The organism is Mycolicibacterium llatzerense, assembly GCF_025331195.1.
In the GTDB taxonomy this organism is placed as follows: domain Bacteria; phylum Actinomycetota; class Actinomycetes; order Mycobacteriales; family Mycobacteriaceae; genus Mycobacterium; species Mycobacterium llatzerense.
In genome coordinates, this window is sequence record NZ_LXOV01000012.1 from 377,739 (window position 1) to 404,151 (window position 26,413).

Here is a 26,413-nt window from a genome sequence, read left to right on the forward strand (position 1 = left end):
ACTGCGTTGGGTATCCCCGTGCACACGTTTTCTGTTGGCAACGCGACGGTCACGCAGCTCACCGAGCTGGATGTCTGGCCTATCGCGCCTCGGCTCTGGTATCCCACGATCAGCGAGTCCCAGTTGGATGCCGCGCAGCAGCTGTTCGCACCGTCGGCCATCACCGATGACGCCGGCACGATGCTGTTCGCGATTCACAACTACGTCATCGAGATCGACGGCACGGTCATCGTCGTCGACACCTGCTCGGGGAATCACAAGAACCGTCCGCACTTCGCGGATCTGCACATGCTCGACACCGACTACCTGAACCGACTTTCGCGGGCGGGATTCGACCCGGCCGACGTCGACATCGTCATCAATACCCATTTGCATCTGGACCATTGCGGGTGGAACACCCAGCTGGTCGATGGCGCTTGGGCGCCGACTTTCCCCAATGCGAGCTATCTGTTTCACGACGTCGAGCTCGAATACCTTCACGCACAATGGGAGTCAGACCCGGTCGGGCAGTGGCGAAACGACGCCGGGTGGGTTTACCAAGACAGCGTGTTGCCCATTCTGGACAGCGGTGCATACCGCGGCGTCGGCGCCGGCGACGTCCTACACACGAGCGGGAACACGCGGATCTCGGCGGTCGACGCGGCCGGACACACGCCCGGGCATCTCGCCGTCGAGATCAACAGTCCTGGTGGGGGTCTGCTCATCGTCGGCGACGCCTTGCACCATCCTGTTCAGGCGCTGTACCCCGACCTGGCGTTCTTTGCCGATCGAGATCCCCAGCAGGCCATCAACACCCGTCGCGCCATTCTCGAACGCAGCGCCAGTCAAGGACTCGGCCTCGTGACGGCCCACTTCCCTGCGCACGGCCCTCTATACGTCCGCCGCGACGGCGGTAGCTTCCGTTGGCAAAATTATTCTGACGTTGTCAAAGTTTGCTGATGGCGACGAGCTGCGGTCGTAGCCGACGCGGTGAGCTCACCAACTGCGATCCCTGTACGGGCTGACTTCTTTGCCCGACGACTCCGCATGAGCCTGTGCGCTGGTTGTCACCACTCCCCTTTCGATATATGGGTAGTCGTGATTCAGGACTCGAACCGAACGTCCCAATTGAGTGATCCAGGACACATCGCGGGTCGACCGCGCTGCGGATGCGCCAGGCAGGCCGGCGCCAGCTGAAACATGCACGACCGGTTGAAGATTGGGCGCTGGAACCGCAAGCCTGCGGTCTTGACGAAATGATCAATTGGCGAGGAGCCGACGGAGGTAGTTCCGTTGGTCGAAGGTGAGGCGCTGAAAGCAATTGGCCAGCGCCGACGCCTCGGTGCCGTCGTCGGGCATGCCGCGCGGAAAGACCACCCACACCGATTCATCGCCCACTACCCCGATCTCCGCGATGAACCCACCGCCGGCGAGCTGCTCCCCCAGCGCACGCAATCGCCAGCCTTGCGCTTGGAGTGCGTTGGCCCACCAGTACGCCACCCGGACCGGACGCGGCGGCTGACAGATCATGCCTGGGATGTACGCGGAGTTGCGTGCCGCTGAGCGCGAGTGCTTCAGCAGCTGCGAGCCGCGTAACAGCGTCTCCGTGTCCGTGGCGTCGTCCCACTCTCCGCGGTTGTGCTGGGAACAGTCCTGCCGTCCAACGGAATTCATTCAAGTCTCCATATCGTGCAGCGGCGTTTCCGTGACGCCGTGAAGCAGCAGGGTGCCCACAGCGCACGCGGTCAAACCCGCGGAGATGGCAAGCCGGCGGCCACCAGACGTGGCACGCGCACAATCGCCGTTACGGCAATGTGAGCAACGGGAAAGCCGACACGAGACACCGCGATACCCGCGGCAGAACACGAAACACTGCATCCCCCTTGAGAAGACCGGCCCTAAGCCCCCCGGCTTTACTGGCACTCAGCTGATACCACGAGAATTCCATGAACTTACCGGCGCGTCAACTCTTCACGAACATTTGCTGTCATTGCATTCACAGAAATTTCAGCTAACGTTCGTGCGACGGGCGCGTGCCCGCACACCATCCTGCGGCAGCTTGCCCAGGTGCCGCACCCCCGGGCGGTCATCACCAGGTCACTTCGGCGCCACACACGCACCGGCACCAACTGGCTCACCGCAAGTAACTGCACCGCAATATGATTCAAAGGGGGAATCGCATGGCCAGCAAGAAACGTCGCCAGTATTCAGTGGACGAAGCTTCCTTCGCAGAACGACTCAACCGACTGTTCGCCGCCATCCGGCCGCCCGGACGCGGGCCGTACCGCAGCTTCGAGGTAACCGAAGCCCTCGAGCATCGCGGGTACCGGCTATCGGCCCCATACCTTTCGCAACTCCGCTCCGGTACCCGCACATGCCCGTCCCCGCGCACCGCGGAGATGCTGGCCGAGTTTTTCGGTGTCAAAGTCGAGTACTTCGACACCAATACCAGTTATGCGCGTGCGCTCGACGTCGAGCTGGACTGGCTCGAACTCGGCCATGACGAGAGCGTGCGTGACCTCACCACCGCACTCATGACGCTGAGCCCCACCCTTCGTGAAGAACTCCTCGGGCAGGTCGACAGCTGCCAATTCGATTGCATGCCAACCATTGCCGAACAGATGGCCGAGCTGCCGCCGAGCCCCGTGCGGCAGGCTCTTGCGCCGGCCTAACGTTCGCGGTGACGTGTGAGGCTGGGCAGCAACACGTCGTCGACCAAGGTCCGCACCGTGTCCTCGGTCGGCGGCCGATCGGAGACCAGCGCCCGGAACACCAGGTACCCCGGCAGCAGGTCGAAGATCTCCTCATCGATAGCCGCGGAGTCGATTTCGCCGCGTTCGACGGCCGCGGCGAGGACGCCGTCGATGACCAACTTGCGGTGAAAAATGAATTTCTCCTGCATCACCGCCTGCAGGCCGGGGCTGTGTGACATCTCGTTCAGCACAGCCCGCATGGTCCTGGTGTGTTCATGGGCCTGTACACAGACGGACCGGCCGATCTCCAGGAGGTCTCCACGGAGCGAGCCCGTATGGGGTGGCACGGCGGAACTGCGCGTGCCCTCGATGAAAGCGGCCAGCACCAGGTCCGCCTTCGACGGCCAGCGCCGGTACATCGTCGCCTTGCTGGCCTTGGCCCTGGTCGCCACCGCCTCCACGCTCAGCCGGTCGTAGCCGTGCTCCTGCAACAGCTCCAGGGTGATCGCCAGAAGTTCAGCTTCCCGCTCACTCCATGGGCAGTCGACGGTGTCGCACATGTCGTCCGACATCGCCACACCCCTTCCCGGCCTCGCACGGATGGAATATCAGAGTTACACCACAGCGTTGCACTTCGTTGCAGCAATTGAGCGCAGGGTTTTGCCCATATGTCAACCCGGTTGCGATCGCGCGTACGGTACCGTACCGTTCTCCGTTACGGGACGATTTGACGAGATTGCTACGGCGGTTCGTCAACGGGGGCGTCGAAAGGCTGTGGCTTGAGCAAGTTTTCGGTGAGCAGGTTGGCACGCCGGCAATGGATCGCCATCGTGGCGATCGTGGTGGTCGCTCTGGTCGGATTCAGTGTCGACCGATTGCGCGGCATCTTCGGCTCCGACAACGAGATTTCGCGGCCCGGTTCAGAGGCCCTTGAGAACACCGGCTACAACCCGAAACGTGTGCTGTTCGAGGTGTTCGGTTCGCCCGGCTCCACGGCCACCATCAACTATCTGGATATCAACGCCCAGCCTCAGCGCGTCGAGAACGTCACCCTGCCCTGGTCGCAGGCCCTCACCACCGACGACCCGACGATGTACGCCGACCTCCGAGCGCAGGGCGATGGCAGCACCATCGGCTGCCGCATCACCGTCAACGGCATCGTCAAGGACGAAAGGTCCACGACCCACGTGAACGGATACATCTCGTGCCTGGACAAGACCGCATGAGCGAGCATCAGCGAGGAGCCGAAGGCGGATCGCGTGTCGAGGCCGGCACCGATATCGCAGTGAAGGGCGCCCGGCCCGCACGGCTCATCCAGAAGCTCGCACTCCCGATCCTGTTGATCTGGATCGGGATCGCCGCCGTCACCAACACCATTTCACCCCAGCTCGAAATCGTCGGGTGGGAACGCTCCGTCGGGCAGAACGCGGCCGACGCACCGGGCATTCTCGCGATGCGGCACATCGGTGAGGTCTTCCACGAATTCGATTCCGACAGTGCGGCAATGCTCGTGATCGAGGGCGATCAGCCACTCGGTCCGGAAGCACACAATTACTACGACGGCTTGGTGAAGCGGCTGCAGGCCGACAAAGAGCACGTCGAGCACGTGCAGGACTTCTGGGGTGACCCGCTCACCGCCGGCGGCTCCCAGAGCAAGGACGGCAAAGCGGCCCTGACGCAGCTGTATCTGCGGGGCAATCAGGGCGAGGCAATGTCGAACATCTCGGTCGACGCCGTGCGCAAGATCGTCGCTGCCGATCCGCCTCCGCCGGGTATCAGGGCATACATCACCGGCGCTTCGCCGCTGGTGACCGACAACTTCGAAGTCGGCAGCGCGGGCACCAACGAAGTCACCGGCATCACCTTCCTGGTCATCGGCATCATGCTGCTGTTCGTCTACCGCTCATTCGTGACGATGCTCATCGTCTTGCTGACCGTCGCCGTCGAACTCTCGGCGGCCCGTGGCGTGGTGGCGCTCCTCGCGCACGCCGACCTCATCGGACTGTCCACCTACGCGACGAACCTCTTGACGCTCCTCGCCATCGCGGCAGGCACCGACTACGCCATCTTCGTCGTCGGCCGCTACCAGGAGGCGCGCGGCAAGGGGATGGACCGCATCTCGGCCTACCACGACATGTGGCACGGCACTGTCCACGTCATGGTCGGCTCCGGGTTGACCATCGCCGGCGCCGTCGCGTGCATGAGCTTCGCCCGCCTCCCCTACTTCCAGACGCTCGGAATACCCGCTGCCATCGGTGTTCTCGTGACGTTGGCGGCCGCGCTGACGCTGGGACCCGCGGTGTTGTTGATCGCCACCAAGTTCGGACTCATGGAGCCCAAGGTCGCCCAGCGGGCACGGGGCTGGCGCAAGATCGGCACCGCCATCGTGCGCTGGCCGGGACCAATCCTGGTCGTGACCGGCGCGATCGCGCTCATTGGTGTGTTCGCGCTGCCGGGCTTCGAAGTCAGCTACGACAACCGCCCGTACATCCCCGCCAGTGCACCCGGCGTCATCGGAATGGAAGCCGCCGAACGGCACTTCACCGAGGCACGGATCAATCCCGAACTGCTGATGATCGAAACCGATCACGACATGCGCAACCCCGCGGACATGCTGATCCTCGAGCGCGCGGCCAAGGCCGTGCTGCACACCCCGGGAATCGCTCTGGTGCAGTCGATTACGCGCCCGCTGGGTACGCCGATCACCCACAGCTCCATCCCGTTCCAGATCAGCGCTTCCAGCGCGAGCCAGATCATGAACCTGGGCTACCAGCAGGACCGAGCCAACGATCTGCTCAAGCAGGCCAACGAGATCGACAATACGATCGGTGTGCTCAAGCAGCAGCTGTCGCTGCAGAAGCAGAGCGCAGCGGCGACCCATGAACAGGTCGAGGCGTTCCACGACACCGTTGTGACCGTCAACGATCTGCGCAACAAACTCGCCGATTTCGACGACCAGTTCCGCCCGATGCGCAACTACTTCTACTGGGAACCCCACTGCTTCGACATCCCTATGTGCTCGGCGCTGCGGTCGGTGTTCGACTCCTTGGACGGGATCGCAGACCTGTCCGACAAGTTCGGCAACATCACCGCCAGCCTCGACAAGTTGGATGCCCTGCAACCGCAATTGGTGGGGCTGATCCCGCCGCAGATCGCCATCCAGGAACGCAATCGCGAACTGACGCTGTCGAATTACGCGACCACCGGTGGTACCAACAAGCAGAGCGACGAGGCGCTGAAGAACGCCACCGCGATGGGTAAGGCGTTCGACGACGCCAAGAACGACGACACGTTCTACCTGCCGCCGGAAGCCTTCGACAACGCTGATTTCAAGCGCGGGCTCAAGCTGTTCCTGTCCCCCGACGGTAAAGCGGCCCGAATGATCGTCACACACCAGGGCAACCCCGCCAACCCCGAGGCCATCCCGCACATCAACGCCATCAAGGAAGCGGTGTTCGATGCGCTCAAGACGACGCCCATGTCGGACGCCAAGATCTACGTCGCCGGTATCGGCGCCACCAACAAGGACATTCAAGAGGGCACCAAGTACGACCTGTTGATCTCCGCGCTCGCCGCCGTCGCACTCATCCTGCTGATCATGGTGATCGTGACCCGCAGCATCGTCGCCGCGGCCGTCATTGTCGGCACCGTGGTGCTGTCGTTGGGCGCTTCAATCGGTCTGTCGGTTCTGGTGTGGCAGTACATCTTCGGCATCCATCTGTACTGGGTCGTGGTGCCGCTGGCCATCATCCTGCTGCTGGCCGTCGGCGCGGACTACAACCTTCTGCTGGTGTCCCGGTTCAAGGAGGAGATGCACGCGGGTCTGAACACCGGCATCATCCGGTCGATGGGCGGCACCGGCAGCGTCGTCACGGCAGCCGGTCTGGTGTTCTCGGCCACCATGGCGGCGTTCATCTTCAGCCCACTGGTGATCCTCGGGCAGATCGGTACGACCATCGGCCTTGGCCTGCTGTTCGACACGTTGGTGGTGCGGTCGTTCATGACGCCGTCGATCGCCGCGCTGCTCGGCAAGTGGTTCTGGTGGCCGCAAATCGTGCGCCAGCGTCCAGTGCCCGCACCATGGCCGACTCCGGCTCAGGACCATACCGACGATGATCTGGTGGAATCGAACGAGCGCTGAGACGGTGCTCATAACGCAGGGATGAATTCTGCGAGCGCAAGGATCATCGACACCACCAGCGCGAGTCCGATCAACCCGCCCGCGGGAATCATGGCCCCGCACACCATGATCCAGACGGCAAGTCTGGGCCATTCAAAAGGCTGGTTGCCCACCACATCACCGAGGCGGGCCCGCAGCAGGTGGTAGGCCGCCCAGACGACCGCCCCGGCCGTGGCCACCGCGATGATCCGCATGCCGACCGGTGTGGCGGCCAGGGCGATACCTCCCATGATCGCCGTGGCCGCCACCCGCGCCCACGTCACCGTTCGAAACTGAGCCGTCCGCGTGAGTGGTTGACTGCGATCGGGCTCACCGCGGTACCGCGGCAGCCGCCCGTCGATACCCAACAGGCGCCAGATCCATCGCGCCCACACCGTCCGCAGGCCGAGGTCTTCGGCAACACGTCGGACGTCCGCGGCCGATTCGGCCATCAATCGCCGCGAGTGATCACTGCGCCAGTAAGCGGCTTTGAAGACTTGCCGAGGAATCCGGAACTGCCGGGCGAACGTACGCGGCGGAGTGATCATCTCGCCGATCAGCCATCGCAGATAGATCGGAAACGCCAAGGCGTACAACCCACGACGGAACGATCCGACGGCCGCGATTCGTTGCGCCAGATATTGGCTGGCGAACGCGATATGACGAGCTTCTTCCGCGAGGTGAATGGCAGTAACCCTGTTCAGCAGCGCGGGCACCGCTGTGGCGCCACGATGCTGCAGCGTCTGCTGGAAATGCAGAGGCTGCTCCCCGCAGAGCACTCCGATGAACAAGAAGATGTCGGCGTAGCCACCGATGAAGCCCAGGATCGGCCCGAAGAACCGCGAGCCTCGCCGCATTCCAGGAACGTCGGCACCGGTGCGGTTGACGAACTCCTGGAACATCTGGATGTGGTGGCATTCTTCGGTCAGTTCGTGCAGTAGATAGCGGAACACCGCCGAACCGTTCGGCAAGGTGCCGGCGTGGTGAATCACCCCACGAATCAGCATCATTTCGAACTGCAGCGTCACCTTCAGGATGTTCGCGGTCAGCCAGCGACCCATCGCGATGCGCTGCTCGAGGGGCTGCTGCGCATACCATTCGGTCGCGGCGAGCGGGGCGATGTCGGGATCGAGCTGCCACCGCCGATCGTCGTCCTCCACGGCGTTTTCCGGTGCATCCCAGTCGATGTCGACGAAGGGATCGAAACGCCGGCGCGTGCTGGCGCCGGCGAGTGCCGTCGCGATGTCGGCGTTCAGCTCGACCAGACTGTCCGCGGTCGCATGTGGCCTGCGCCACTCTGCGGGGGTGACTGAGGTGAATTCCACGGCCATGAGGTGACCTCCGTTGGTATCGAAGGGAACTGGGTGCCGCCGAGCCTGCGGCCAGGCGTTTGCGCGACGGTGTCGGCAGCGTTGCGGCGGTGGCGATTCGCCTGGGAAGCGTTGTCCCAGTGCGGGATATGTCACCGACACTGGTGTGCAACGCCGCAGAAACAGGACAGTTCCTATACTCGGCGATGCTCGTCTCCAACGAACCGTTGCCGCTGCGGGGCTTGGGCCCTCGGACACGCCTCGGCGGGTTGGACAGCGGCGCGTTGGGTCCCGCCGATGTTGCGGCACAGTCCGTTTCGGCGATGGCGCCGTGCGGCGCCGCGACCGCGATTCCGGTACTGGTTGCCGCACAGGGCGGTCCGGTCGTCGCGAGCATGGCTATCGCATTCGGAATCACCCTGGTTGTGTCATGGCTCGTACGGGGATTCGCCCGGCGCGTGCCCGCTGCGGGTTCCCTCTATACCTGTGCTGCCATTGGTGTCGGGCCGATGTCCGGATTCATCACCGCCGGCGCACTGTTGCTCGGCTACCTGGGCATCGGGATGTTCGCCGTCACCGAATCCGCGTCGTTCGCCTTACGCTTGGCGGCCGCCGCCGGGATGGCGGCACACGGCTGGTTCGTCGCGGTCGGCGCGCTCGGATTTGCGGTGGCCAGTGGGCTGGTACTGGTTCGCGGAATCCGGTTGTCGGCGCGGGTCTCGCTGGTGACCGAAGCTGTGGCCGTACTGCTCGTGGTGGCGGTGTCGGTGTGGCTGCTCTGTCACGGTGACGGACGCCTATTGCAAGATTCCGTGCTGGCTCCGGTCCCCGATGTCGGCCGCCTGGCCGGTGGTATCGCTGTGGCGATGACGGCGTTCGTCGGCTTCGAGAGCGCGACAGTGCTGTCGGTCGAGACGCGCGCTCCGCTTCGCACGGTGCCGGCGGCCGTCCGCGGCTCGCTGTTGGTGGGCGGATTCGTTGTGTTGCTTGCGACCCTGGCGCAGGCCGAATCGCTCAGCGGCGCGACGACGAGTTCGTGGTTCGCGGCACTGGCGGCCAATCCCGGTGGCCAGATGCTGGTACCGGCGGTGTATCTCGCGGCCACTCTGTCGTTCTTTGCCTGCGCGCTGGCGTCGACAACTGCGGCGGCGCGCGTCTTGTTGTCACTGGCCCGCGAAGGCGTGCTCCCAGCAGCCCTCGGCCACACCGATCTGCGGAGCAAGGCGCCCACGGTTGGGATCGCGGTGTGCACGGCAGCCGTCTTCGGGGTGCCGTTCGCGGTCAGCGCCGTCGGGGCCGACCCGACAGCGGTGTGTGGATCATTGGTGGCCGGCGCGGTCTGTGGCTACCTGCTGGCATATGCCGCGCTGGCGGGCGCGATGCCGCTGATGCTGCGCCGCCTGGGCGAGCCCAGTCGCGCGGTCTGGGTTCTCGGTCCTGCCTGCGCATTGGTACTCACCGCCGTGGCGGCCGGATTCTGGGGACTGACCGTCGCGGGGCCTTCGTGGTCTGGATCGGCGGTGTCGGCGGCCTGGATGCTGCTGTGGGCAGCGCTCGGATGCTGGCTACGCGGCCGCCGGCCGGATGCCTTCGCATCGATTGGCGCGCACTCGGGAACCGTGAGGTCCTCGGTCTGGCGCGGATACTTGCGGCGCTCGCCATGACACGCGCGTTACGTCCGGATGCCGGGTCCCGCTCCGCGCTCGCTGCCCTGGCCATCATCGAAGAGGTAGCGGCCGCGGGACCGGGCATCACGGCGCTGGAAATCACTCATCGGCTGCGGATGTCGCGGTCGGCCGCGTACCGCCTGCTCGGAGTATTGGTAGAGACCGAGTACCTCGTCCGCACACCCGATTTGGGCGGATTCGCGCTGGGACGCCGGATCGATCGATTGGTCGGCATCCCGTCGACACCCGCGGACCGGGTCCGCGAAGCGGTGGACGCCGTGCGCGCCGAAGCCAGGTTTGGGATACACCTGGTGCTGCACCGACCCCTGGCTCCTGCTCCGCAACCGGCACTGGAGTTGTTCGACATCGATCCAGATTTCCCGCTGTCTGATCCTGAGCGGATTGTCGCCGAGCCGGATTGCTCGGCCATCGGCCGCATCATCTCCGCAGACGCGCGCGGCGAGCGCCCAGTGTTCGCCTCGCAGGCCGGACTGATGGTGCCGGGCCACGGTTGCCTGGCCGTCCCAATCCGTGGTCAGGACTGCAGTCTCATTGCCGTGCTGGCCGCCTCCGCACCCATCCACAGAGTGGCGGACTCGGACACGTTGGTGTCATTCCTGGCTCCCCACGCTCAGGCGCTGGCAGCGGCATGTACCGCATGGGCGCCGGCCCGCCGTCCGGAGTACACGCAGTCGGCCAGCGACAATCCACTCACGTAGGAGTTGGCACAGATTCCGACGGCGGTGCGTCCCGCCGCGAACAGGCCGTAAATCGGCTGTCCCTGTGGAGTTTTCACGGCGCCGGTCTCTTCATCGACGATGAGGCCACCGAGGGTGAACATGGGGCATGGATTGATCAAGCTGCGTTTGATCGAGATCGCGATGAGTGAGTACGGCCCTTGCTCGATGGGATGGACGAAATCGGCCGGCTTGCCCATCGGGTCAGGGTCACCCGACGCCGCGGCCTCGTTGTGCTCAGTGACTGTTTGAAGCAGTCCCGCCGGGTCGACACCCGCCTTGGTCGCGACGGCTTCGAGGGTGTCGGCCTCCACGCGATCGGTCCGTAGCATCGCCTCCATCTGGAGCCGCTGAAACCAAATCGCTTGCTGTGGCAGCTGTTTGCGTGCCTGCTCGAGCAATGCCCGGTCAGTGAGGACCCATCCTCGTCCGTTGTGGTGTTGCACCATCGCATTGCCGATGGCTGCGCCGTAACGGGTTTCGTCGATGAACCGCTGCCCTCGCTCGTCGACGACGAGCCCGCCGAGCATCGCGCTTGGCGGAGTGATGAATCGCCACGCGGACACGTTGTCCAATCGATCAACTGCCGCGCCGACGTCGATGGCCAACTGCATGCCGCTGCCGTCATCGGCACTGGTTCCGAGCTGAAGGCCGTCGCGATACGCCGGAGCATGTTGCTCGATCAATTCTCTATTGGCGATATAGCCGCCCGCACAAAGGATTACGCCCTTCCGGGCATGGACGTCGATCGTCTGGGCGTATCGGCGCTCCAGGGCCGACAAACGCCGCTCCAGCGTCGCGCGCAGCGGCGGATAGTAGATGCCCGGTTTCACTGCCAGCGCCGCGTATGCCGCATAGCGTCGCTTCACCCACGCCGGTGCGTGCGCGAGGGTGCTGGTCCGCACACCCACGACTCGACCGGTGGAATCCGTCAGAAGCGACTCGGCGCGGGTATGGAACATCGTGCGCACCCCGGCACGGCTCGCCGACTCAGCCAGCGGCTGGTAGATCTTCTTGCCTGACGCACCAGGCCCTTTGGCCCGGTGACCGCGTTGCACCGGCGGAGTGAGCGCACGGAAGTGCCCCGAGTTCTCGCTGCCCGAGTAGTACAGGTAGTACTTGTTGTTGGGGTACGACGTCTTGTAGGGACACACCGATGCCTCGAACGGCACGCCGTGTTCGGTGAGCCAGTCGATCATCGCGGGACTGCCGTCGACGAACCGCCGCAGTGTTTCCGGCCGTACTGAGTCGCCGACCTCGGCGCGCAGATACGTGTACATCGCATCAGCGCTGTCGTCGATACCCGCTTCGCGCTGCACCCACGTTCCCCCGCCGGCGTAGATGATCCCGCCCGACACCTGCGTGGCGCCGCCCCCGTTGAATCGGTCGATGGCGAGGACATCTGCCCCCTGAGCTCGCGCTTCCAGCGCGGCGCACACACCGGCAGCTCCGTAGCCGACCACAACCACGTCCGCCGTGACGCCGCTCATGGTGATCCTTTCCGACAAATTCTAGTACTCGCAGTTTAGACTCGGAGTACAACATATCAGTTTGGATGTGGATTCCATGGCCTCGGGATTCAGTGGGCCTGCTGCTCGTACACTTCGATTCGTGGTTGAACAATCGGGACGGGCAGTCCCCGCGGCGGTAGCGAGCAAGCTCTATGCCGCAGCCGACCTGATCGCCACCAAGGGCCTGGAAAACACGAAGATCGAAGAGATCGCGGCCGCATCCGGTGTCCCGAAAGCCACGCTGTACTACTACTTCACCGGCAAGGACGACATCCTCGGATTTCTGCTGCGGGATTCGCTCGGCGACCTGGCCCGCGATGTTGCCGCTGCTGCCGATTCCGCCGGCAGCGGCAAGGAGAGACTCGTCGCCGTCATCACCGCGCAGGTCGCGCACACAATGAACCGGCCGGGGACGAGCACCGCGCTGGTAGGCGACCTCGGCCGCGCGATCAGACTTCCCGAGCTCGCCTCGGCCGTCCAACAGGCGTTCTACGAACCCATCGCACGAGTGCTCGAGGCCGGCGCCGCGGACGGCACCCTGAAGCGGGTCGCAGATCCGAGCACCGACGCGATCAGCATCTTCGGCGGGGTCATGATGACCGCGCTGTTGCACAACGTCGTCAGCTCAGGAAAGAGCAAACACGACGTTACCGGCGAAGTCATCGACTTCGTCTTGAACGGCGTCGCGCCCGCGGGCTAGCTGCCCCGATCGGCGGCCGCAGTACGCCGCGGACATCGTGCCGTGGGCGGCGCTCGGTACCTACCCCGGGCGTAGGAAGCCCCCTGGTGATCTCCGACCACAGCACGATCCCAGCGGGCCCTTCTCGTTCATAGGCTGTTGAACACGTAGTGCGACAACCTGTTTCGCGCACGCGAGCGAGAAGGTCCATGGTGAACAGTCCGGCATCGATCCGCGCCCATACCCTGCGAGCAGCGGCGGTCGCCGCAGCAATGAGCGCAGCCCTGACCAGCACTGCGGCTTCGGCGTCCGCTTCGCCGGCCCATCGAATGTTCCTGCTCGCCAACATGCACACGTGCGATTTTCAGCTTGTGACAACGCAATTGGGCCGTCCGGGAGCCAAGCTCTTCGCGGAGATCACCTCTGACGGATACACCGCGGTCGCCCATATCGATATGACCAACGGTGCCGACAACGGGCAGTACGTGGTGCGGGTCATCCCGGCACCACACGCCGTGCTGGGCTGTATGCCGGGCGACCGCGGCATCACCACGGGTACGCTCGCCGCCGATGCCTTCGGCAGCGGCAGCATCACGCTGCAAGCGCCCATCCCGACCGGTACCACCGGCATGTGGCTGGCAGTGGATCTACCGTCCCCGCATTCGCAGATCCCCCAGGAGTTCTTCAGCAGCAACTACATCGCGCCGGTCTGACCACTACGAATTAGTCCGCGCAATAACGACTTTCATGGTGGGTTCCGCCAGCACGTCCCGGCGTGCAGGGTGCAGCGCGGCCGGCTACCCGACGTCGGCGCGCGTGGTATCGAGCACCACCACGACACTGACTCGGTCACCGTGGGTCTTGCCCAGCGCCCGCTGAATGTCCTTGCGCACACCGAGCCGATGCTTCCCACCGTACGGAGCCAATGAGCCGGTGTAGTCCACGCTGTCATCGAACCGGGCCTTCACCGGCACCCGAGCCCGGACACCGAAGAGGTCAATCGTGTTGAAGGGGAACGTAATATAGGCACCCGGGCCATCCGGGCGTTCGATGTCAGCCTCGAAGGCGACCGGCCCGGGATCGCGATACTGCACCGTCAGATTCCCGTCCAGGCGCTGGCGATCCGCTTGCCGATGTCGACGACCTTCGCCTGCTGCGCTTCGGGTGCTTCGATCCGGCGGCCAACCTGCTTGGCGATGACGCGTTTGATCTCCGAGTCGACGTCGGCCACGATCCGCAGGAGTTCGCCCCGCAGCGTCTGGGACGTGACGTTGACCGTGATGTCCTTCCGCTCCGGCTTCGGAATATCGATGATCAGCAGCAGTGGCTCGGCAGCGCGGGCGGTGGCAATCAACGCGATCTCGCCGGTCACCATGAATCGGGAGCGATCGACGCGCAGGTCGATCAGGAGGTCGATATCGAGCGGGATGCGAACGTCGAACGCAATCATGTCGCCGTCCCTGCGAGTCACCTGGGGCTGTTCGATGCTGACGCGCGCAGTAACCCGAGCGATGCCCGCCGGCCCGGCCGGAAACGGGCCCAATTCGAAGGTATCGCCGGCCATCGTGCCGAAACCGTCGGCAACCCGGTCGGCGGTCACGGCGACCTCGAAGAATTTGCGGCCGAATTCCTCATAGGTCGCAAAGTCGTGCGTGGACATACGCATCAGACTCGCACGTCCGGGCGGTGTGTTTCTCGTGGTTTGCCAAAGCTGCCTGACGGGAGGTAACTCCCGCACCTCACAGCCGGCCCTTGACTTTCCTACTTGGAAACTGGAGGATCGACTTTCCAAGCGGGAAAGTGAGGACGAAGCCATGGAGCACATCACGCCGGCGGACGCGCGCGCCGCGCTCGACGCAGTGGATCACGCCAGGGCGAAAGTCGTAGACGAAGTCGGTCTCCCCCGGTGGTACTGGTGGCTCCTGGCTGTGGCATGGGTTGTTCTCGGGATCCTCGGCGACCTCGGCCCGCAGTGGCTCGCCGTCGGCGCGACAGTGGGGTTCGGCGTCATTCATTCCACGATTGCGTCCCGCCGCCTCAGCGGTCGCCGGCGCACCGAACGGCTGCAGGTCAGCGCCGATACCGTCAGCCCCCGGATCCCGATGGTGGTGATCGGCATGCTGTTCGCTCTGGTTGCCATCACGATCGCCACGGGATTCGCACTGGATGCTGACGGCGCCCGCCATCCCGGCATCGCAGCTGCAGTGTTTGTCGCTGTCATCGTCGGCCTGGGCGGACCTGAGATCTTGCGGGTTCTCCGCCGCTGGGTCCACGCATGACGGCACCGCGATTCGATGAGCTGATTCACCCGAGCACCCGCCTGTCCTTGGCGGCCACGTTGGCCGCCGCGGATTGGGTCGACTTCGCGTATCTCAAAGACGCTCTGTCGCTCTCGGATTCGGCCTTGTCGAAGCAGCTGTCGGTCCTTGAGCACGCCGGTTACGTCACCACCGAACGCCGTCTGGACGGCAGCCGCCACAAGGTGCACGCAAGCTTGACCGAGGCCGGCCGCGTCGCGTTTGACGGCCACGTTGCGGCATTGCGGGCCATCGTCGAAGGTCCGCAACATGCAGGGGTTTCGCGAGGCGCTGCGAAAGCCGGCCGATAGTCCCGACCCTGCGGAGTTAGTCGACGGTGTGCACGATCAAGATGTCGATCTTTGCTTTGCGTGCAACGTCGGCAGGCACCGAACCCAACAGTCGTCCTGCCGTCGAGTTCAGTCCGACATCGCCGACGACGATCAGGTCAGCGGCGACGTCTTGCGCCAACGTGGTGAGCGCCTCGACGGGCGCACCGATCACAGACCGCTCCTCGATGTCCTGGGCGCCCGCACCGCGCGCGAGTTCGCCGGCTTCGTGGAGGATCTCGTAAACGTGCGCGTCGCCGTGCACCCGGTAGCCGCCATCACGTCCCAGCGCGTCCTCTGCCCGACGATCACTTGCTTTCTCCGGTGCGGCCGGCCGTGCCCAACTGCCCTTTTCGACTTCGTGGAAATGAGCCGTCGCGATGACCAGCTTCGCGCCCTGCTGCGCCGCGAACTTGGCGGCATGCTCGACCGCTTTCATCGACGAGTCTGAGCCGTCAGTTCCAACCAGGACTGTCCGGTAGCTACCCATCGCTGTCTCCTTACGGGGGTGACGTCGTGACGACCTTAGCGCCGACGGATCAGTTGACGTGGGCGTTTGGCCTGCATTGCGGGTGTGCTCCCCCATCGGATCCCCCAATTGGTGGACATCGATCTCCTCCCCCGTATCAGCCGGTCGCCGGACAGACTCGCGGCCCGACGAACGAGACGCTGGAGATATCGCGGAACCGCGACGCCACCCGACTCGTCCCGGAAGGACACCACCATGACCGCCATGGCCCTCGACACCATCGAACCGGAGCCGGTCGACCGCCCGGACGCCGAAAGGTCCGCTGCCAAACGGCGCGCGATCATCCGGACGGTCCTCGAGGTGGGCACGCCGTTGGTCGCGTTCTATGGGCTGCGCGCCACCGGGCAGTCGGAGTACTTCGCACTCTTGGCCGCCACGATCGTCGCCGGCATCCCGGTGGTGTACGGGCTCGTGAAGGCGCGTCAACTCGACCCGTACTCCGGGTACCTCATGTTGATGTTCGGCCTGACCCTGGCGGTCGCGCTGGTGACCACCGACCCCCGGCTGGTGCTGGCCGGACAGACGCTCGTCGGCGGCGCGGCGGCCGCGGTGTTCCTGGCGAGCTGCCTGGTCGGCAAGCCCATGACACAGTTCGTCGCCGCCCGATTCATGCCCGCGGCCACTGAGCACACCCCGACCGCCGCGCTACACGCGTTGCACATCCGGCTCAGTGCAGTGGTCGGCGTCGGTCTGGTGATTCAGGTGGCCATCCTGCTCGGCATCATCTTCACGTTTCCCTTCGACGTCGCGAACGGTTTGGTCAACGTCGTCGGGTCCGTCGTCGTCCTGGCGATCGGTGCGGTGGTGGCACTCACGGTCCGCCGCTTCAAGCAGACGCTGAACGCCTGAGCTACCGCCGCAACAGACCCTGCGCCGCTTCGACGCAGGGTCTGAGCCGCGCTGCTGGGCCGACGCCGGACAGCGCCAGCGATCGTTGGGGTACTTCCAATCCGATGACGATGTCGCCGGGCAGCGCCGCGAGGATCTCAGACAGCGGAAGTTCGCCCTCCCCCGGAGCCATCCGTTCGAACATGGCTTCCTCGGCGTAGTTGCCGGCCTGCGGCGCCAGAGTCGTATCGCAGAGCTGGGCGTAACCGATCTGCTCGGCAGCAACGGTGCAGAGGTCTGCGGCGCCGGAACCGGACCGCACCAGGTGCATGGTGTCGATCAGCAGCCGGACATCGGGTCGCGAAATATGTTGGAGCACAGTCAACGCCGTCGGCAGGTCGCCGATGGTCAGGCCCGGCACCGGTTCGATGACCGTCTCGATCTGCCGTTGTGCGGCGAGTTCCGCCAGCGCGCCGATCTGGTCGACGGTGCGATCAAGGTCCGGGTCGAGGCTGACCACGTTGATCCGAGGCACCCTCAGTTCGGCCATCAGGTCGAGATCCCGGCCGAACGACCGCATATCGGCGCCAGGCAGCACGAGGAATCCGTCACCCAGCGAGATGCCGACGCCGCGGTGGTCCATGGCCGCGAGGAGGTCTGCTCTGAGGCGGCTGTCGTCCTTCAGCGAGAACGGCGGGTAGCCCAGCGGCAGCGCGGCGAAATTCTGCACGAAGACCGTGATGAACCGGCACCCGAGATCCGCGGCGACATCGACGAATTCGACCGGGGGCAAACCGAACACACTGAGCGCCTCGATGCCGAGCAGATCGATGGATGGTGTCACGCGGGCTCCCGCAGCGGCAGGCCGGCGGCCCGGTAGACGGCGTCGATGACTCTCATGTTCTCGACCGCGTCCTGCGGCGTGGTCTTGACGGGTTCACCACGCAACACCGCACCGGCGAACGCGTCCAGTTGATAGCTGTACGACGCGCGCCGTGGAAACCGTTCCACCCGTTTGCCGTTCGCGGAGCGGACCGTGAGCCGGTGGTACAACTGGGGTAGCACCGGGTTGAAGACCCGCAACTCGCCGTCCTCCCCGATGACCCGCGCGCTCATCTCGACCAGACTCGTCGACCACATGCTGCAGCGCACCCGGCCGGTATGGCCTGCGGGGTAGCGCAATTCGGCGGTCATCGCCCGATCGACCTGACCATCGCGGAGTTTCGCCTGCGCCGATACGACCTCGGGAGTGCCGCCGCCGAAGATGCGCGCCATATGGATGGCGTAGCAGCCAGCGTCCATCGTCGCGCCACCCGCGAGCGCGTAGTTGTACCGGATGTCGGAGAACTTGGGCAGCGGGAAGCACATCGCCGTCTCGACGTGCTGCAGCTTGCCGAGCTCGCCCGAGGCCACGATTTCCTCTACGCGCAGCGCCAGCGGGTGATAGCGATAGTGGAACGCCTCCATCACCACGCGGTCGGAGGTGGCCGCCCGTTCGGCGATGTCGACGGCCTCGGCTTCGTTGGCAGTGAAGGGCTTTTCGCAGAGCACATGTTTACCGGCGTCGATGGCAGCCCGAATCCACCTGCCGTGCAATCCATTCGGCAGCGGGATGTACACCGCGTCCAGGTCGGGGTCGGCGATCAGTTCGTCGTAGCTGCCATATGCCGTGTCGATGCCGTGCTTCTTGGCGAAATCGCGCGCTCTCGCCACATCGCGGGCCGCAACGGCAGCCACCGAAACGTCATCGCAGGCCCTGGCCGGTTTGATGAGCGCCATCGGTGCGATACGGGCCGCACCGACAATGCCGATCCGCACGGGCGGGGTCGTCGCGGTCATCAGCTGCCGCCCAAGAGATCTCGTGACTGCAGCGCCAGCCACAGCTGCGCGATGTCAGCGGTATCGGTCAGCTTGGCTCCGGTCAGTTCTTCCACCTTGTGAATGCGGTAGAGCACCGTCTGCCGGTGCACGTTCATGGCTTCAGCCGTGCGCTGCCACGACCGTTGATTGGCCAGAAACGCTTCCAAGGTTTCGACGAGGCCCGTCCGGTGCTGGGCATCGTGTTCGATGAGCGGCCCCAACCACCGCTCCACCATGGCCTGGGCATCGTCGACACCACCGACGCCCAGCCACGATGTGGCACTGCCGTACCGAACCAGTTGCTCGTCCGTCCGTTGCGCGGTGCCCAGCGCCCACGTCGCTTCCCGTGCCGATTCCCCCGAGCGGGACACCGACTGCAGCGCCCGGCTGGCGCCGACCCTGGCACTCGGCCCGAGCGATCCGACGATCGCCTCGACGGCATCATCGGCACCCGGAACGACCGCGTGGGCGACGCCCGAGCGGAATGCCGTCACATGCGGAATTCGACGGCGCCACAACGCAACATGGAGGTCTCGCAGCCGCCGTTCATCGGCGCAGGTTGCCGAAACGAACACCGAGTGAGCCGGATCGAGTCCCAAGGAAACCAATTGGCGTCGTCCACCCCGGCGGTCGACGCTGCCGTCCATCAGCTGAGCCGTCAGCTCGGCACCGGAACGACGGGTGTGTTCGAGAGCCAGGTGTGTCTGGGACAACTCGAGGGCCACGACCGTCGCCGCGTGCTGGATGAGCACGCCGTCGAGGGCCACCCCGCCCTCGCGGATGACGGCCAGGACCGCGTTGTCATGCGTGGGCACCTCACCGACCAGGACCTCCACGCCGCCCGGCGTCAGTACCGACCGGGCACCGGCGACCAACGTGCCCTGCGACGCCGTTCGGACAGTGGCTTTCACGTCCTCGGGTGGGTGCGGTCCGTCGGGGTGATACGCCTCGGCAGTCACGCGGTCGCAGACGAAGACCGGGCACCGCAGCTCCTTGGTGAGGGCATCGGCGGTACGGGACCGGGCCACATCGCCACCGGTGGTGCGACGGAGCGCGTCGTAGATTCGCGCCGTGCGCATGAGGCGCTGGGATTGTTCGAGCAGCGTGGCCTCAGCGATGGCGCGTGAGATCGCCACGAACGGCATGGGATAGCGGATCCAGAGCACCGGCAGTCCGAGGCGTTCACTCGCCTGGGTGAATCGTTGGGTGAGCTTCGGGCAGTACATCTGTTCGCCGATGGCCAACCCGCTGGCGCCGATCCGATGGAGCTCGTCGAGCAGATGTTCCTGGCCGTCGGCATCGGCGGGAAACGACATCCCGTTGGTCATCAACAGCTCACCGCCGCTGACCCATTGCCAGGGCTCGGGCAGGTCCGACGTGTGCGTCCAGGTCACCTGGCGGTCCAAACCAGCCTTGCCCGAGTGCAGTCGCAACTGCAGGTGCGGCATGTCCAGCAATTCGCGAACGGTGATGCTCACCGATCAACCGTATCTTGCGACACGATCACCGAACGCGATTGCGGACAACTGGGTTATGGCGCGACCTCGGCAGCGACTGCAGTCTGCACCTGACCGGCCGACCGGACCTGCCACAGCTTGATCAGGCCGAAGTAGATGAAGAACGTGCCGATGGTGCCGACGATCCACGCCGTGTCGATGCCGCCGATCTCGTTCGCCACGGCGCCGGTGTAGAAAGCCGTTGACATGAAAGGGATTTGGATGACGAAGCCGAGGAAGTAGCTGAGCACGGCCGGAACATTGAAGGCGCCGTAGCCACTCTTGGGGTCGCTGAACGAGGCGGCGTCGTAATGCCCCTTCTTGATGACGTAGTAGTCGATCAGGTTGACGATGCTCCACGGGATCAGCAGGTAGATCAGGATGCTGATGAAGTTGGAGTACTGCACGAGGAAGTCGTCGGAGAAGCCGATCGCGGCGACGAACACCACCGCAGCGATCACGGTCGCCACGATGTTCCGGGCCGAGGACTTCGGCGACCACTTCAGCTTGAAGGCCTGGATGCAGGTCAGCGTGCACAGCGACGATCCGTACATGTTGATGACGCCGGCGTCGATCGCCCCGAAGAAGAACACGAGCATCACGAAGACGAACAGTGGCGCGGGCATGATGCGCGACAGACTGGCCAGTGAGGCGTCCGAGCCCAGCCCGGCGACCAGGAGCGCACCGACGATCATCGCGCCGACGGCGCCGAGGAGCGTGCCGAAGTACGTGTACCAGAAGGCGGATCGCGGGGTGGTGGAGCTCGGCAGGTAGCGCGAGTAATCCGAGACATACGGCGCATACGACAGCTGCCAGATGCCGGCGACCGATGCCATACCAAGGAAGCCGATCCAGTTGAACGAGCCACTGCCGCCGCCACCGGTGCCGCCATGCGCGGCAGCGACTGCGGTATAGCCGAGGGTGAGCACCAGGGCGAGGCCGGACAGCCAGACCATCACCCGGTTCATGCGGAGGATGAGCTGGTAGCCCACGACCACGGTGACCAAGGTGGCGAAAGTGCTGAAGGCCAGCGCCACAGTCGTATTCAGCGACGGGAAGACCGCGACCAGCGTCTGCTGTGCCAACACCATCAGGGAGACGATCCAGCCGACGTACGCCAGGATGACGACGACGATCACCAGCAGTGAGCCGTACATACCGAACTGTGCGCGCGCCTGGATCATCTGCGGCACACCGAGACCCGAACCCTGCACCGAGTGCAGCGCCATGAACACGGCGCCCACGAGGCTGCCGAGAATGATGGCGATGACGGTGGATGCGACATCCAGCTTGTAGATCGTCGGCCCGAGCAGACCGGTCACCACCGCGAGCGGGATGATCTGGACGGTAAACCAGAAGGAGAAGAGGTGTCGCACCTTTCCGGTGCGCTGCGATTCCGGCACCGGCTGAATCGTCAGAGTTTCGACCCTCGAGCCACTGTCATGCGGCATGGGACACGTCCTTACACGTTGGTGTGGTGTTGATTTCGGGCTGGGTTGTGCAGAACGGCGGGGTCAACGGATGACGAAGCCGCGGTCGACGACGTGCTCGAGCATGTCGATGTAGGTGTCCATGTCGTCGCGAGCCGCACGCGGCGCTGCGTCGTAGGGCATGGCGGATTTGACTGCGGGACTGAGGAAATAGGCCCCGGCTGCCAGGACCGTGAGTGCCTCGAACTGCTCGGGCTGTCCGACCGCGAGATCGTCGAGAGCGACTTCGGCGTCTTTCCCGGCACTGGCATCCAGCGCCGCAGTCAGGTCGTCGACGAGGTCATGCCGGTAGCGCAGGACCTGATCGAGCAGGACCCCGGAGACTTCGGCGGTGGTGGCCGACGGCATGGTGTCGCTTGCCGGGATGAGAGCTTCGGCCAAGGTGGCGAACACCTGGCGCTGTTCGGAAGTGAGCATGGGTCTTCCTCAGAATGCCGTCGGGATACTGGAGCGGGTTTCGGCCAGATGCCGCATGGAGCGCAGCGCGACGGCCATGATCGTGGCGGTGGGATTCATCCCGGTCGAGGTGACCATGGTGCTGCCATCGATGATGAACAGGTTCGGGATGTCGTGGGTGCGGCACCACTCGTCGACGACGGAGGTGGCCGGGTCGGTACCCATCTTGGTGGTGCCGAGCAGATGCCAGGCGCTGTGCCGGACGACCGGAACCGGGTGTACCTCAACGGCTCCCGCAGCTTCGTGGGCCTCCATGGCGCGGGCGACGTTGAAGTCGAGCATCCGCCGGCAGTTCTCGCCGATCTCGTAGTGAATCTTGGCCGCGGGGATCCCGTCGGAGTCGGTGACGTTGGGATCCAGTGTCACAGTGTTGGATTCGTCGGGCAGATCTTCGGTGGTGATCCCCCACTCGGTGTAACGGCCGAATGTGCGCTTCAGTCGCGGATGGAAATTGGCGCCGAAGCCGTCCCGCCAGTTGTCGCCCGGCTCCCACAGGGTCTGGGCCAGTGGGCCGCCGGTGGGCATGAGGTTCCACTTGGCGCCGCGCACGAATCCGCGGCTGGTGTCGGTCTCGTAGAACTGCAGTGACTGCAGCGCCTGGCCGGCGGGGCCGAGCCAGGTCTCCATGTCTTCGTCGTAGGCGCCGTAGACCGAGGCGTAGGGGTGGGTCATCAGCCGCTTACCGACCAGGCCTGACGAATTCGCCAGCCCATCCGGCGCCGAGTTCAGCAGCAGACGTGGTGTGCCGATTCCGTTGGCCGCCAACACCGTTACCCGTGCGCTCTGGTGCTGCAGAGTGCCCTTACGGTCGATGTACTCGGCGCCCGTGACCAGGCCCTTCTTATTCATGGTGAGGCGGCTGACCCGAGCCCCGGTAACGAGCCGCACGCCGAGCTTGATGGCGTCGCGCCAGTGGGTGATGTCGGTGCTGGCCTTGGCGCCGACCGGACAACCGGACTCGCAGGCGCCGTAGCGTTGGCAGCCTTCCTGGTTCTTGTATTTGCGCGATGCGATGGCATTCGGCGCGGGCCACCAGTGCCAGCCGAGCTTGTCCATGCCCTTGGCAGCGACCAGGCCGTACTTGCCGATGGGCAGCGGCGGCAGCGGGAAGGTGTGCGAGTCGGGATAAGCCGGGTCGCCTTCCAGTCCGGAGGCACCGATGTGGTGAGTGACCTCATCCAGGAACGGCCGCAGATCGTCGTAGGTGAACGGCCAGTCCTCGGCCACACCGTCGAGGGTCTTGACGCGGAAGTCCGACGGCATGGGACGCACCCAGTGGCCGGAGAACATGATGGTGCTGCCGCCAACGCCGTTGAACATCAACGGTTCTACCGGGCTCTCGGTGCTGTCGATCGGGTAGTCGGCCTGGTTCTGCCGCACGTTGGGGCTGGCGTTCCACTGCTTGAGCCGGGTCAGTTCCCATTCCGGCTTGCCTGCGGTGAAATCGTCGGGCAAGTTCCAGCCGCCCTGTTCGAGGCAGACGACCTTCAGGCCCTGTTGAGCCAGTTCGAGGGCCGCTACCCCACCGGAGGCGCCGGCCCCGATGATCAGGACGTCGGGCTCGTCGTCGATGTTTTGTGTGTTCACCAGTCGCACTCCAAGTCGGTCACATCTGTGGATCAATGATGCGTGGATCACACCCGCTGGGTGGCCGCGAATCCGCACAAGCCCACGAAGTCACCTTGTGCATTCGCACAAGGACGAACAACGAGCCTCGACAGTTCGTTCGTTGCCGCTGACAGAGCAGCGACGGCAATGTGATCAGCACGGCAGTGGCGTGCGAGAACCTCCAGCACGACCGCACCGCGCCAAGGAAAAGGAAGATATCGATGACCACACTCGTCACCGGCGGCCGCGGCTTCGTCGGCCGCCATCTGGTGGACCAACTGCTGGCCGACGGCGAGCGCGTCATCATGTACAACCGCGACTACTCCGTTGACCCCCGAGCCGGAGTAGTCGCGGTCCTTGGCGAGCTGTTCGACATCCCCCGCCTCACCGAGACCCTGCGCACCTACGAGGTGGACCGCATCATCCACACCGCCGGCCAGAGCCACCCGGCGCTCTCGATCGAACTGCCGGTCACCACCTTCGCCGCGAATGCCGATGGCACGCTTGCGGTTTACGAAGCTGCCCGGATGACGGGCGTACGGCGGATCGTGTTCTTCTCCTCGGAGTGCGCCCTGGGAAACATCACCGAACAAGGCCCTGTCACCGAGGACGTCAAGCCCGCACCCACCACCGTGTATGGCGTGACGAAGGTGGCCGGCGAACTGCTGGGCAGCGCGTACAACTCGCTGTACGGCATGGAGATCGTCTCACTGCGCATCACCGAGGTGTACGGACCCGGGTTGTGGATGCCCAGCCTGCTCGGCGAGATGATCCGGGCCGGGCTGCGCGGCGAGACCTTCACCCTCGAGTCCGGTGGTGACCACGGTTTCCAGTTCGTGCACGTCGAGGACGTCGCCGCCGCGGCGCGGCTGGCGTCCACCACGACGACGCTCAGCCAGCAGGCCTACTTCGTCTCGGGCGGCGACCGGATGACGGTGTTCGAAACCGCTGCGCTGCTCCAGAAATACCTGCCCGACGCCCGCTTCGACATCGGTCCGGGTTACCTGCCCGACTGGGACCGCCAGGTTCAGTTCGATCTCTCCCGGTCCACCCGCGATCTCGGATACGAACCGGCGTGGGAGCTCGAGAAGGGGCTGCAATCACAGATCGAGTGGATCCGGTCCACTGAACAACTCTGACGAATCGAAGGGACAACGCTTCATGGGAGACATGGCGAACCGCATCGCCCTGGTTACGGGGGCATCCTCGGGGATCGGGCTGGCCACGGCCGCGACCCTGGCCCGCGAAGGAGCCGACGTGGCCGTGCTGGCCCGGCCGGAAGACGACCTGTCCGAGGCCGTGCGACAGGTGACCGCCCATGGCCGGCGCGCGCTTGCGGTGAGTGTCGACGTACGAGACTCCGCCGCGGTGCGGGCCGCCTTCGAGCGAGCGGAAGCCGAACTCGGCCCCATCGATGCCGTGCTCAACAACGCCGGAATCTCCCGTGTCGCACCGCTCGTCGACACCACCGACCAGGATTTCGACGATCTGATGGCGATCAATGTCGCCGGCTCGTTCTACGTGCTGCGCGAGGCCGCCCGGGTCATGCAGCCCCGCGGATCTGGTGCCATCGTCAACACCGGTTCCGAACTGGCCCTCATGGGCCAACCCGGATTCGTCGCCTACACCGCCACCAAGGGCGCGATCGTCGCGATGACCCGTAGTGCCGCAGCGGAATTGGTGTCTTGGGGCATCCGGGTGAATTCGGTGTGCCCCGGCACCACCCGCACTCCGCTACTCATGGTCGAATTCGAGGACAGCGCCGACCCCGAGGCCGAGATCGCCGAAATCGCGTCCAGCGTCGCCGTCGGACGGTTCGGTGAGCCGCAGGAGATCGCCGAAGCCGTGGTGTTCCTGCTGTCCGACCGGGCCAGCTACGCGGTGGGCACCCACCTCGTCGTCGACGGTGGACGATCCACCTGCATTCCCGCCGGCAACATCGGCGTCTCCCAGAATGTCTGACCCGCAAGGAGTTTCCATGACCGAGCAGAAGCGAACCCGGCTGTACCGGGAGATGACCTGGCCCGAGATCGCCGAGGCTGCCCGCGCCGACATTCCCGTGGCCATTCCGATCGGCTCGACCGAACAACACGGGCACCACCTGCCGGTCTGCACCGATTGGCTCATCCCCGAGAAGCTGCTGGAAGCCGCCAGCGAGCGGACCGACCTGATCGTCGGGCAGTTCGTCCCCTTCGGCTATCGCAGCCGACCGGGAAGCGGTGGCGGACAGCATATTCCGGGCACCCTGTCGCTGCGGGCCACCACGTATATCGCGCTGCTCGAGGACATCCTCAGCGAACTGAAGCGGGCCGGGTTCCGCAACATCGTGCTGTACAACTGGCACTACGAGAACAGCGGGTTCATCTACGAGCCGGCGTTCCTGATCTCCGAGAAGCACCCGGAGCTGAAGATCCTGGTGATGGAGGACGCCAACCCGGACTTCACGGCCGATCGCCAGCAGGCCATCTGGCCCGGGGGCTTCCCGGGCCTGGCGCTGGAGCACGCCGCCGTCATCGAAACCTCGCTACTGCTGCACCACGCCCCGCACCTGGTCCGGCCCGAGCACATCAAGGCCGATTCCCCCGAACGAGTCGTCAACTACGACGTGCTGCCGATCGACACTCGGATGTCGACGGCCAGCGGCACGCTGTCCTCGCCGGAGGCCGCCAGCGCTGAGAAGGGCAAGATGCTCACCGACTGGATGGTCGACCGGCTGGTCGCGATCCTGGACGAGGAGTTCGGGGACCGCCGCGCGAGTTCGGTCTAGCACTAACAACGCCGAGGA

27 protein-coding genes are annotated in these 26,413 nt (G+C 65.0%); 14 read left to right on the forward strand and 13 right to left on the reverse strand.

Annotated features, from left to right (window positions below; all coding sequences use genetic code 11):
* Window positions 1–18 precede the first annotated feature (18 nt).
* Window positions 19–939: an MBL fold metallo-hydrolase gene (locus tag A7G45_RS16775; protein ID WP_260938668.1), complete on the forward strand. Its 921-nt coding sequence runs from the start codon at window positions 19–21 to the stop codon at window positions 937–939.
* A 300-nt stretch (window positions 940–1,239) separates the two neighbouring features.
* Here the strand turns inward: A7G45_RS16775 and A7G45_RS16780 are convergent, their stop codons facing one another.
* Complete coding sequence (locus A7G45_RS16780) at window positions 1,240–1,653, reverse strand: hypothetical protein (RefSeq protein ID WP_260938669.1); 414 nt, start codon at window positions 1,651–1,653, stop codon at window positions 1,240–1,242.
* A gap of 506 nt (window positions 1,654–2,159) precedes the next feature.
* Here A7G45_RS16780 and A7G45_RS16785 point away from each other — a divergent pair.
* Window positions 2,160–2,651, forward strand: coding sequence for an XRE family transcriptional regulator (locus A7G45_RS16785; RefSeq protein WP_260938670.1), 492 nt, complete (start codon window positions 2,160–2,162; stop codon window positions 2,649–2,651).
* On the opposite strand, the gene A7G45_RS16790 is transcribed toward A7G45_RS16785, so the two are convergent.
* Window positions 2,648–3,244, reverse strand: a complete 597-nt coding sequence (locus A7G45_RS16790) for a TetR/AcrR family transcriptional regulator (RefSeq protein ID WP_260938671.1) — start codon at window positions 3,242–3,244, stop codon at window positions 2,648–2,650. The two genes, A7G45_RS16785 and A7G45_RS16790, sit on opposite strands and share 4 nt — an antisense overlap.
* A 207-nt stretch (window positions 3,245–3,451) precedes the next feature.
* Between A7G45_RS16790 and A7G45_RS16795 the strand changes: the two genes are divergently transcribed.
* Both A7G45_RS16795 and A7G45_RS16800 read left to right on the forward strand, forming a co-directional pair.
* Window positions 3,452–3,898 carry an MmpS family transport accessory protein gene (locus A7G45_RS16795; protein ID WP_043396213.1) on the forward strand — a complete coding sequence of 149 codons (447 nt, stop codon included), beginning with the start codon at window positions 3,452–3,454 and terminating at the stop codon, window positions 3,896–3,898.
* Entirely contained in the window at window positions 3,895–6,813 is a 2,919-nt protein-coding gene (locus tag A7G45_RS16800) for an MMPL/RND family transporter (protein WP_260938672.1), read from the forward strand. The genes A7G45_RS16795 and A7G45_RS16800 overlap by 4 nt, the downstream gene beginning before the upstream one ends.
* Window positions 6,814–6,821: 8 nt before the next feature.
* On the opposite strand, the gene A7G45_RS16805 is transcribed toward A7G45_RS16800, so the two are convergent.
* Window positions 6,822–8,162 carry an AurF N-oxygenase family protein gene (locus tag A7G45_RS16805; protein ID WP_260938674.1) on the reverse strand — a complete coding sequence of 447 codons (1,341 nt, stop codon included), beginning with the start codon at window positions 8,160–8,162 and terminating at the stop codon, window positions 6,822–6,824.
* Between the two features lie 128 nt (window positions 8,163–8,290).
* On the opposite strand from A7G45_RS16805, the gene A7G45_RS16810 reads away from it, so the two are divergent.
* Complete coding sequence (locus tag A7G45_RS16810) at window positions 8,291–9,805, forward strand: APC family permease (protein ID WP_260938676.1); 1,515 nt, start codon at window positions 8,291–8,293, stop codon at window positions 9,803–9,805.
* Window positions 9,802–10,527: a helix-turn-helix domain-containing protein gene (locus tag A7G45_RS16815; RefSeq protein WP_260938678.1), complete on the forward strand. Its 726-nt coding sequence runs from the start codon at window positions 9,802–9,804 to the stop codon at window positions 10,525–10,527. The genes A7G45_RS16810 and A7G45_RS16815 overlap by 4 nt, the downstream gene beginning before the upstream one ends.
* Here the strand turns inward: A7G45_RS16815 and A7G45_RS16820 are convergent.
* On the reverse strand, window positions 10,440–12,035 hold the full coding sequence (locus A7G45_RS16820) for an FAD-binding protein (protein ID WP_260938680.1): 1,596 nt from the start codon (window positions 12,033–12,035) through the stop codon (window positions 10,440–10,442). The two genes, A7G45_RS16815 and A7G45_RS16820, sit on opposite strands and share 88 nt — an antisense overlap.
* Before the next feature lie 121 nt (window positions 12,036–12,156).
* Here A7G45_RS16820 and A7G45_RS16825 point away from each other — a divergent pair, with 121 nt between their 5' ends.
* Together A7G45_RS16825 and A7G45_RS16830 are read left to right on the forward strand one after the other, a co-directional pair.
* Complete coding sequence (locus A7G45_RS16825; protein ID WP_260938681.1) at window positions 12,157–12,756, forward strand: TetR/AcrR family transcriptional regulator; 600 nt, start codon at window positions 12,157–12,159, stop codon at window positions 12,754–12,756.
* Window positions 12,757–12,944: 188 nt separating this feature from the next.
* Window positions 12,945–13,448: a hypothetical protein gene (locus A7G45_RS16830; RefSeq protein WP_260938684.1), complete on the forward strand. Its 504-nt coding sequence runs from the start codon at window positions 12,945–12,947 to the stop codon at window positions 13,446–13,448.
* Window positions 13,449–13,532: 84 nt separating this feature from the next.
* On the opposite strand, the gene A7G45_RS16835 is transcribed toward A7G45_RS16830, so the two are convergent.
* Entirely contained in the window at window positions 13,533–13,829 is a 297-nt protein-coding gene (locus A7G45_RS16835) for a DUF1905 domain-containing protein (RefSeq protein ID WP_260938686.1), read from the reverse strand.
* 2 nt (window positions 13,830–13,831) lie between these two features.
* Window positions 13,832–14,395, reverse strand: a complete 564-nt coding sequence (locus A7G45_RS16840; protein ID WP_043396235.1) for a hypothetical protein — start codon at window positions 14,393–14,395, stop codon at window positions 13,832–13,834.
* Between the two features lie 154 nt (window positions 14,396–14,549).
* On the opposite strand from A7G45_RS16840, the gene A7G45_RS16845 reads away from it, so the two are divergent.
* Together A7G45_RS16845 and A7G45_RS16850 are read left to right on the forward strand one after the other, a co-directional pair.
* Complete coding sequence (locus A7G45_RS16845; RefSeq protein WP_260938690.1) at window positions 14,550–15,014, forward strand: hypothetical protein; 465 nt, start codon at window positions 14,550–14,552, stop codon at window positions 15,012–15,014.
* On the forward strand, window positions 15,011–15,343 hold the full coding sequence (locus tag A7G45_RS16850) for a transcriptional regulator (protein ID WP_260938692.1): 333 nt from the start codon (window positions 15,011–15,013) through the stop codon (window positions 15,341–15,343). Before A7G45_RS16845 ends, A7G45_RS16850 begins: the two co-directional genes overlap by 4 nt.
* A gap of 16 nt (window positions 15,344–15,359) precedes the next feature.
* On the opposite strand, the gene A7G45_RS16855 is transcribed toward A7G45_RS16850, so the two are convergent.
* Window positions 15,360–15,851 carry a universal stress protein gene (locus tag A7G45_RS16855; protein WP_260938694.1) on the reverse strand — a complete coding sequence of 164 codons (492 nt, stop codon included), beginning with the start codon at window positions 15,849–15,851 and terminating at the stop codon, window positions 15,360–15,362.
* 234 nt (window positions 15,852–16,085) lie between these two features.
* Between A7G45_RS16855 and A7G45_RS16860 the strand changes: the two genes are divergently transcribed.
* Window positions 16,086–16,739: a VC0807 family protein gene (locus A7G45_RS16860; RefSeq protein WP_260938695.1), complete on the forward strand. Its 654-nt coding sequence runs from the start codon at window positions 16,086–16,088 to the stop codon at window positions 16,737–16,739.
* Window position 16,740: 1 nt separating this feature from the next.
* Here A7G45_RS16860 and A7G45_RS16865 read toward each other — a convergent pair whose 3' ends face one another.
* The 6 genes from A7G45_RS16865 to A7G45_RS16890 all read right to left on the reverse strand — a co-directional run bounded on the left by A7G45_RS16865 (window position 16,741) and on the right by A7G45_RS16890 (window position 23,616).
* Complete coding sequence (locus A7G45_RS16865; RefSeq protein ID WP_260938697.1) at window positions 16,741–17,562, reverse strand: sugar phosphate isomerase/epimerase family protein; 822 nt, start codon at window positions 17,560–17,562, stop codon at window positions 16,741–16,743.
* Complete coding sequence (locus A7G45_RS16870) at window positions 17,559–18,557, reverse strand: Gfo/Idh/MocA family protein (protein WP_260938699.1); 999 nt, start codon at window positions 18,555–18,557, stop codon at window positions 17,559–17,561. Before A7G45_RS16870 ends, A7G45_RS16865 begins: the two co-directional genes overlap by 4 nt.
* Window positions 18,557–20,056: a PucR family transcriptional regulator gene (locus A7G45_RS16875; protein WP_260938701.1), complete on the reverse strand. Its 1,500-nt coding sequence runs from the start codon at window positions 20,054–20,056 to the stop codon at window positions 18,557–18,559. Before A7G45_RS16875 ends, A7G45_RS16870 begins: the two co-directional genes overlap by 1 nt.
* 53 nt (window positions 20,057–20,109) lie before the next feature.
* Window positions 20,110–21,477 carry a purine-cytosine permease family protein gene (locus tag A7G45_RS16880; RefSeq protein WP_260938703.1) on the reverse strand — a complete coding sequence of 456 codons (1,368 nt, stop codon included), beginning with the start codon at window positions 21,475–21,477 and terminating at the stop codon, window positions 20,110–20,112.
* 111 nt (window positions 21,478–21,588) lie between these two features.
* Window positions 21,589–21,981 (reverse strand): hypothetical protein, encoded by a 393-nt coding sequence (locus A7G45_RS16885; RefSeq protein ID WP_260938705.1) that lies wholly within the window; start codon window positions 21,979–21,981, stop codon window positions 21,589–21,591.
* A 9-nt stretch (window positions 21,982–21,990) separates the two neighbouring features.
* Window positions 21,991–23,616: a GMC family oxidoreductase gene (locus A7G45_RS16890; protein ID WP_260938707.1), complete on the reverse strand. Its 1,626-nt coding sequence runs from the start codon at window positions 23,614–23,616 to the stop codon at window positions 21,991–21,993.
* Between the two features lie 233 nt (window positions 23,617–23,849).
* Between A7G45_RS16890 and A7G45_RS16895 the strand changes: the two genes are divergently transcribed.
* Genes A7G45_RS16895 through A7G45_RS16905 form a run of 3 tightly spaced genes read left to right on the forward strand, consistent with a single transcriptional unit; the run spans window position 23,850 to window position 26,395 of the window.
* On the forward strand, window positions 23,850–24,767 hold the full coding sequence (locus tag A7G45_RS16895; RefSeq protein WP_260938709.1) for an NAD-dependent epimerase/dehydratase family protein: 918 nt from the start codon (window positions 23,850–23,852) through the stop codon (window positions 24,765–24,767).
* 31 nt (window positions 24,768–24,798) lie between these two features.
* On the forward strand, window positions 24,799–25,590 hold the full coding sequence (locus A7G45_RS16900) for an SDR family NAD(P)-dependent oxidoreductase (RefSeq protein WP_260938712.1): 792 nt from the start codon (window positions 24,799–24,801) through the stop codon (window positions 25,588–25,590).
* A 16-nt stretch (window positions 25,591–25,606) separates the two neighbouring features.
* Entirely contained in the window at window positions 25,607–26,395 is a 789-nt protein-coding gene (locus tag A7G45_RS16905; protein ID WP_260938714.1) for a creatininase, read from the forward strand.
* Window positions 26,396–26,413: the final 18 nt, after the last annotated feature.

Excerpts from the sequence above, each read along its gene's own strand:
- A7G45_RS16800 (WP_260938672.1), top strand. The coding sequence starts at position 3,895 with ATGAGCGAGCATCAGCGAGGAGCCGAAGGCGGATCGCGTGTCGAGGCC.
- A7G45_RS16830 (WP_260938684.1), top strand. The coding sequence starts at position 12,945 with ATGGTGAACAGTCCGGCATCGATCCGCGCCCATACCCTGCGAGCAGCG.
- A7G45_RS16850 (WP_260938692.1), top strand. The coding sequence starts at position 15,011 with ATGACGGCACCGCGATTCGATGAGCTGATTCACCCGAGCACCCGCCTG.
- A7G45_RS16895 (WP_260938709.1), top strand. The coding sequence starts at position 23,850 with ATGACCACACTCGTCACCGGCGGCCGCGGCTTCGTCGGCCGCCATCTG.
- A7G45_RS16790 (WP_260938671.1), bottom strand. The coding sequence starts at position 3,244 with ATGTCGGACGACATGTGCGACACCGTCGACTGCCCATGGAGTGAGCGG.
- A7G45_RS16905 (WP_260938714.1), top strand. The coding sequence starts at position 25,607 with ATGACCGAGCAGAAGCGAACCCGGCTGTACCGGGAGATGACCTGGCCC.
- A7G45_RS16810 (WP_260938676.1), top strand. The coding sequence starts at position 8,291 with ATGTCACCGACACTGGTGTGCAACGCCGCAGAAACAGGACAGTTCCTA.
- A7G45_RS16780 (WP_260938669.1), bottom strand. The coding sequence starts at position 1,653 with ATGAATTCCGTTGGACGGCAGGACTGTTCCCAGCACAACCGCGGAGAG.
- A7G45_RS16885 (WP_260938705.1), bottom strand. The coding sequence starts at position 21,981 with ATGCTCACTTCCGAACAGCGCCAGGTGTTCGCCACCTTGGCCGAAGCT.
- A7G45_RS16855 (WP_260938694.1), bottom strand. The coding sequence starts at position 15,851 with ATGGGTAGCTACCGGACAGTCCTGGTTGGAACTGACGGCTCAGACTCG.
- A7G45_RS16845 (WP_260938690.1), top strand. The coding sequence starts at position 14,550 with ATGGAGCACATCACGCCGGCGGACGCGCGCGCCGCGCTCGACGCAGTG.
- A7G45_RS16870 (WP_260938699.1), bottom strand. The coding sequence starts at position 18,557 with ATGACCGCGACGACCCCGCCCGTGCGGATCGGCATTGTCGGTGCGGCC.
- A7G45_RS16805 (WP_260938674.1), bottom strand. The coding sequence starts at position 8,162 with ATGGCCGTGGAATTCACCTCAGTCACCCCCGCAGAGTGGCGCAGGCCA.
- A7G45_RS16785 (WP_260938670.1), top strand. The coding sequence starts at position 2,160 with ATGGCCAGCAAGAAACGTCGCCAGTATTCAGTGGACGAAGCTTCCTTC.
- A7G45_RS16840 (WP_043396235.1), bottom strand. The coding sequence starts at position 14,395 with ATGTCCACGCACGACTTTGCGACCTATGAGGAATTCGGCCGCAAATTC.
- A7G45_RS16815 (WP_260938678.1), top strand. The coding sequence starts at position 9,802 with ATGACACGCGCGTTACGTCCGGATGCCGGGTCCCGCTCCGCGCTCGCT.
- A7G45_RS16860 (WP_260938695.1), top strand. The coding sequence starts at position 16,086 with ATGACCGCCATGGCCCTCGACACCATCGAACCGGAGCCGGTCGACCGC.
- A7G45_RS16820 (WP_260938680.1), bottom strand. The coding sequence starts at position 12,035 with ATGAGCGGCGTCACGGCGGACGTGGTTGTGGTCGGCTACGGAGCTGCC.
- A7G45_RS16900 (WP_260938712.1), top strand. The coding sequence starts at position 24,799 with ATGGCGAACCGCATCGCCCTGGTTACGGGGGCATCCTCGGGGATCGGG.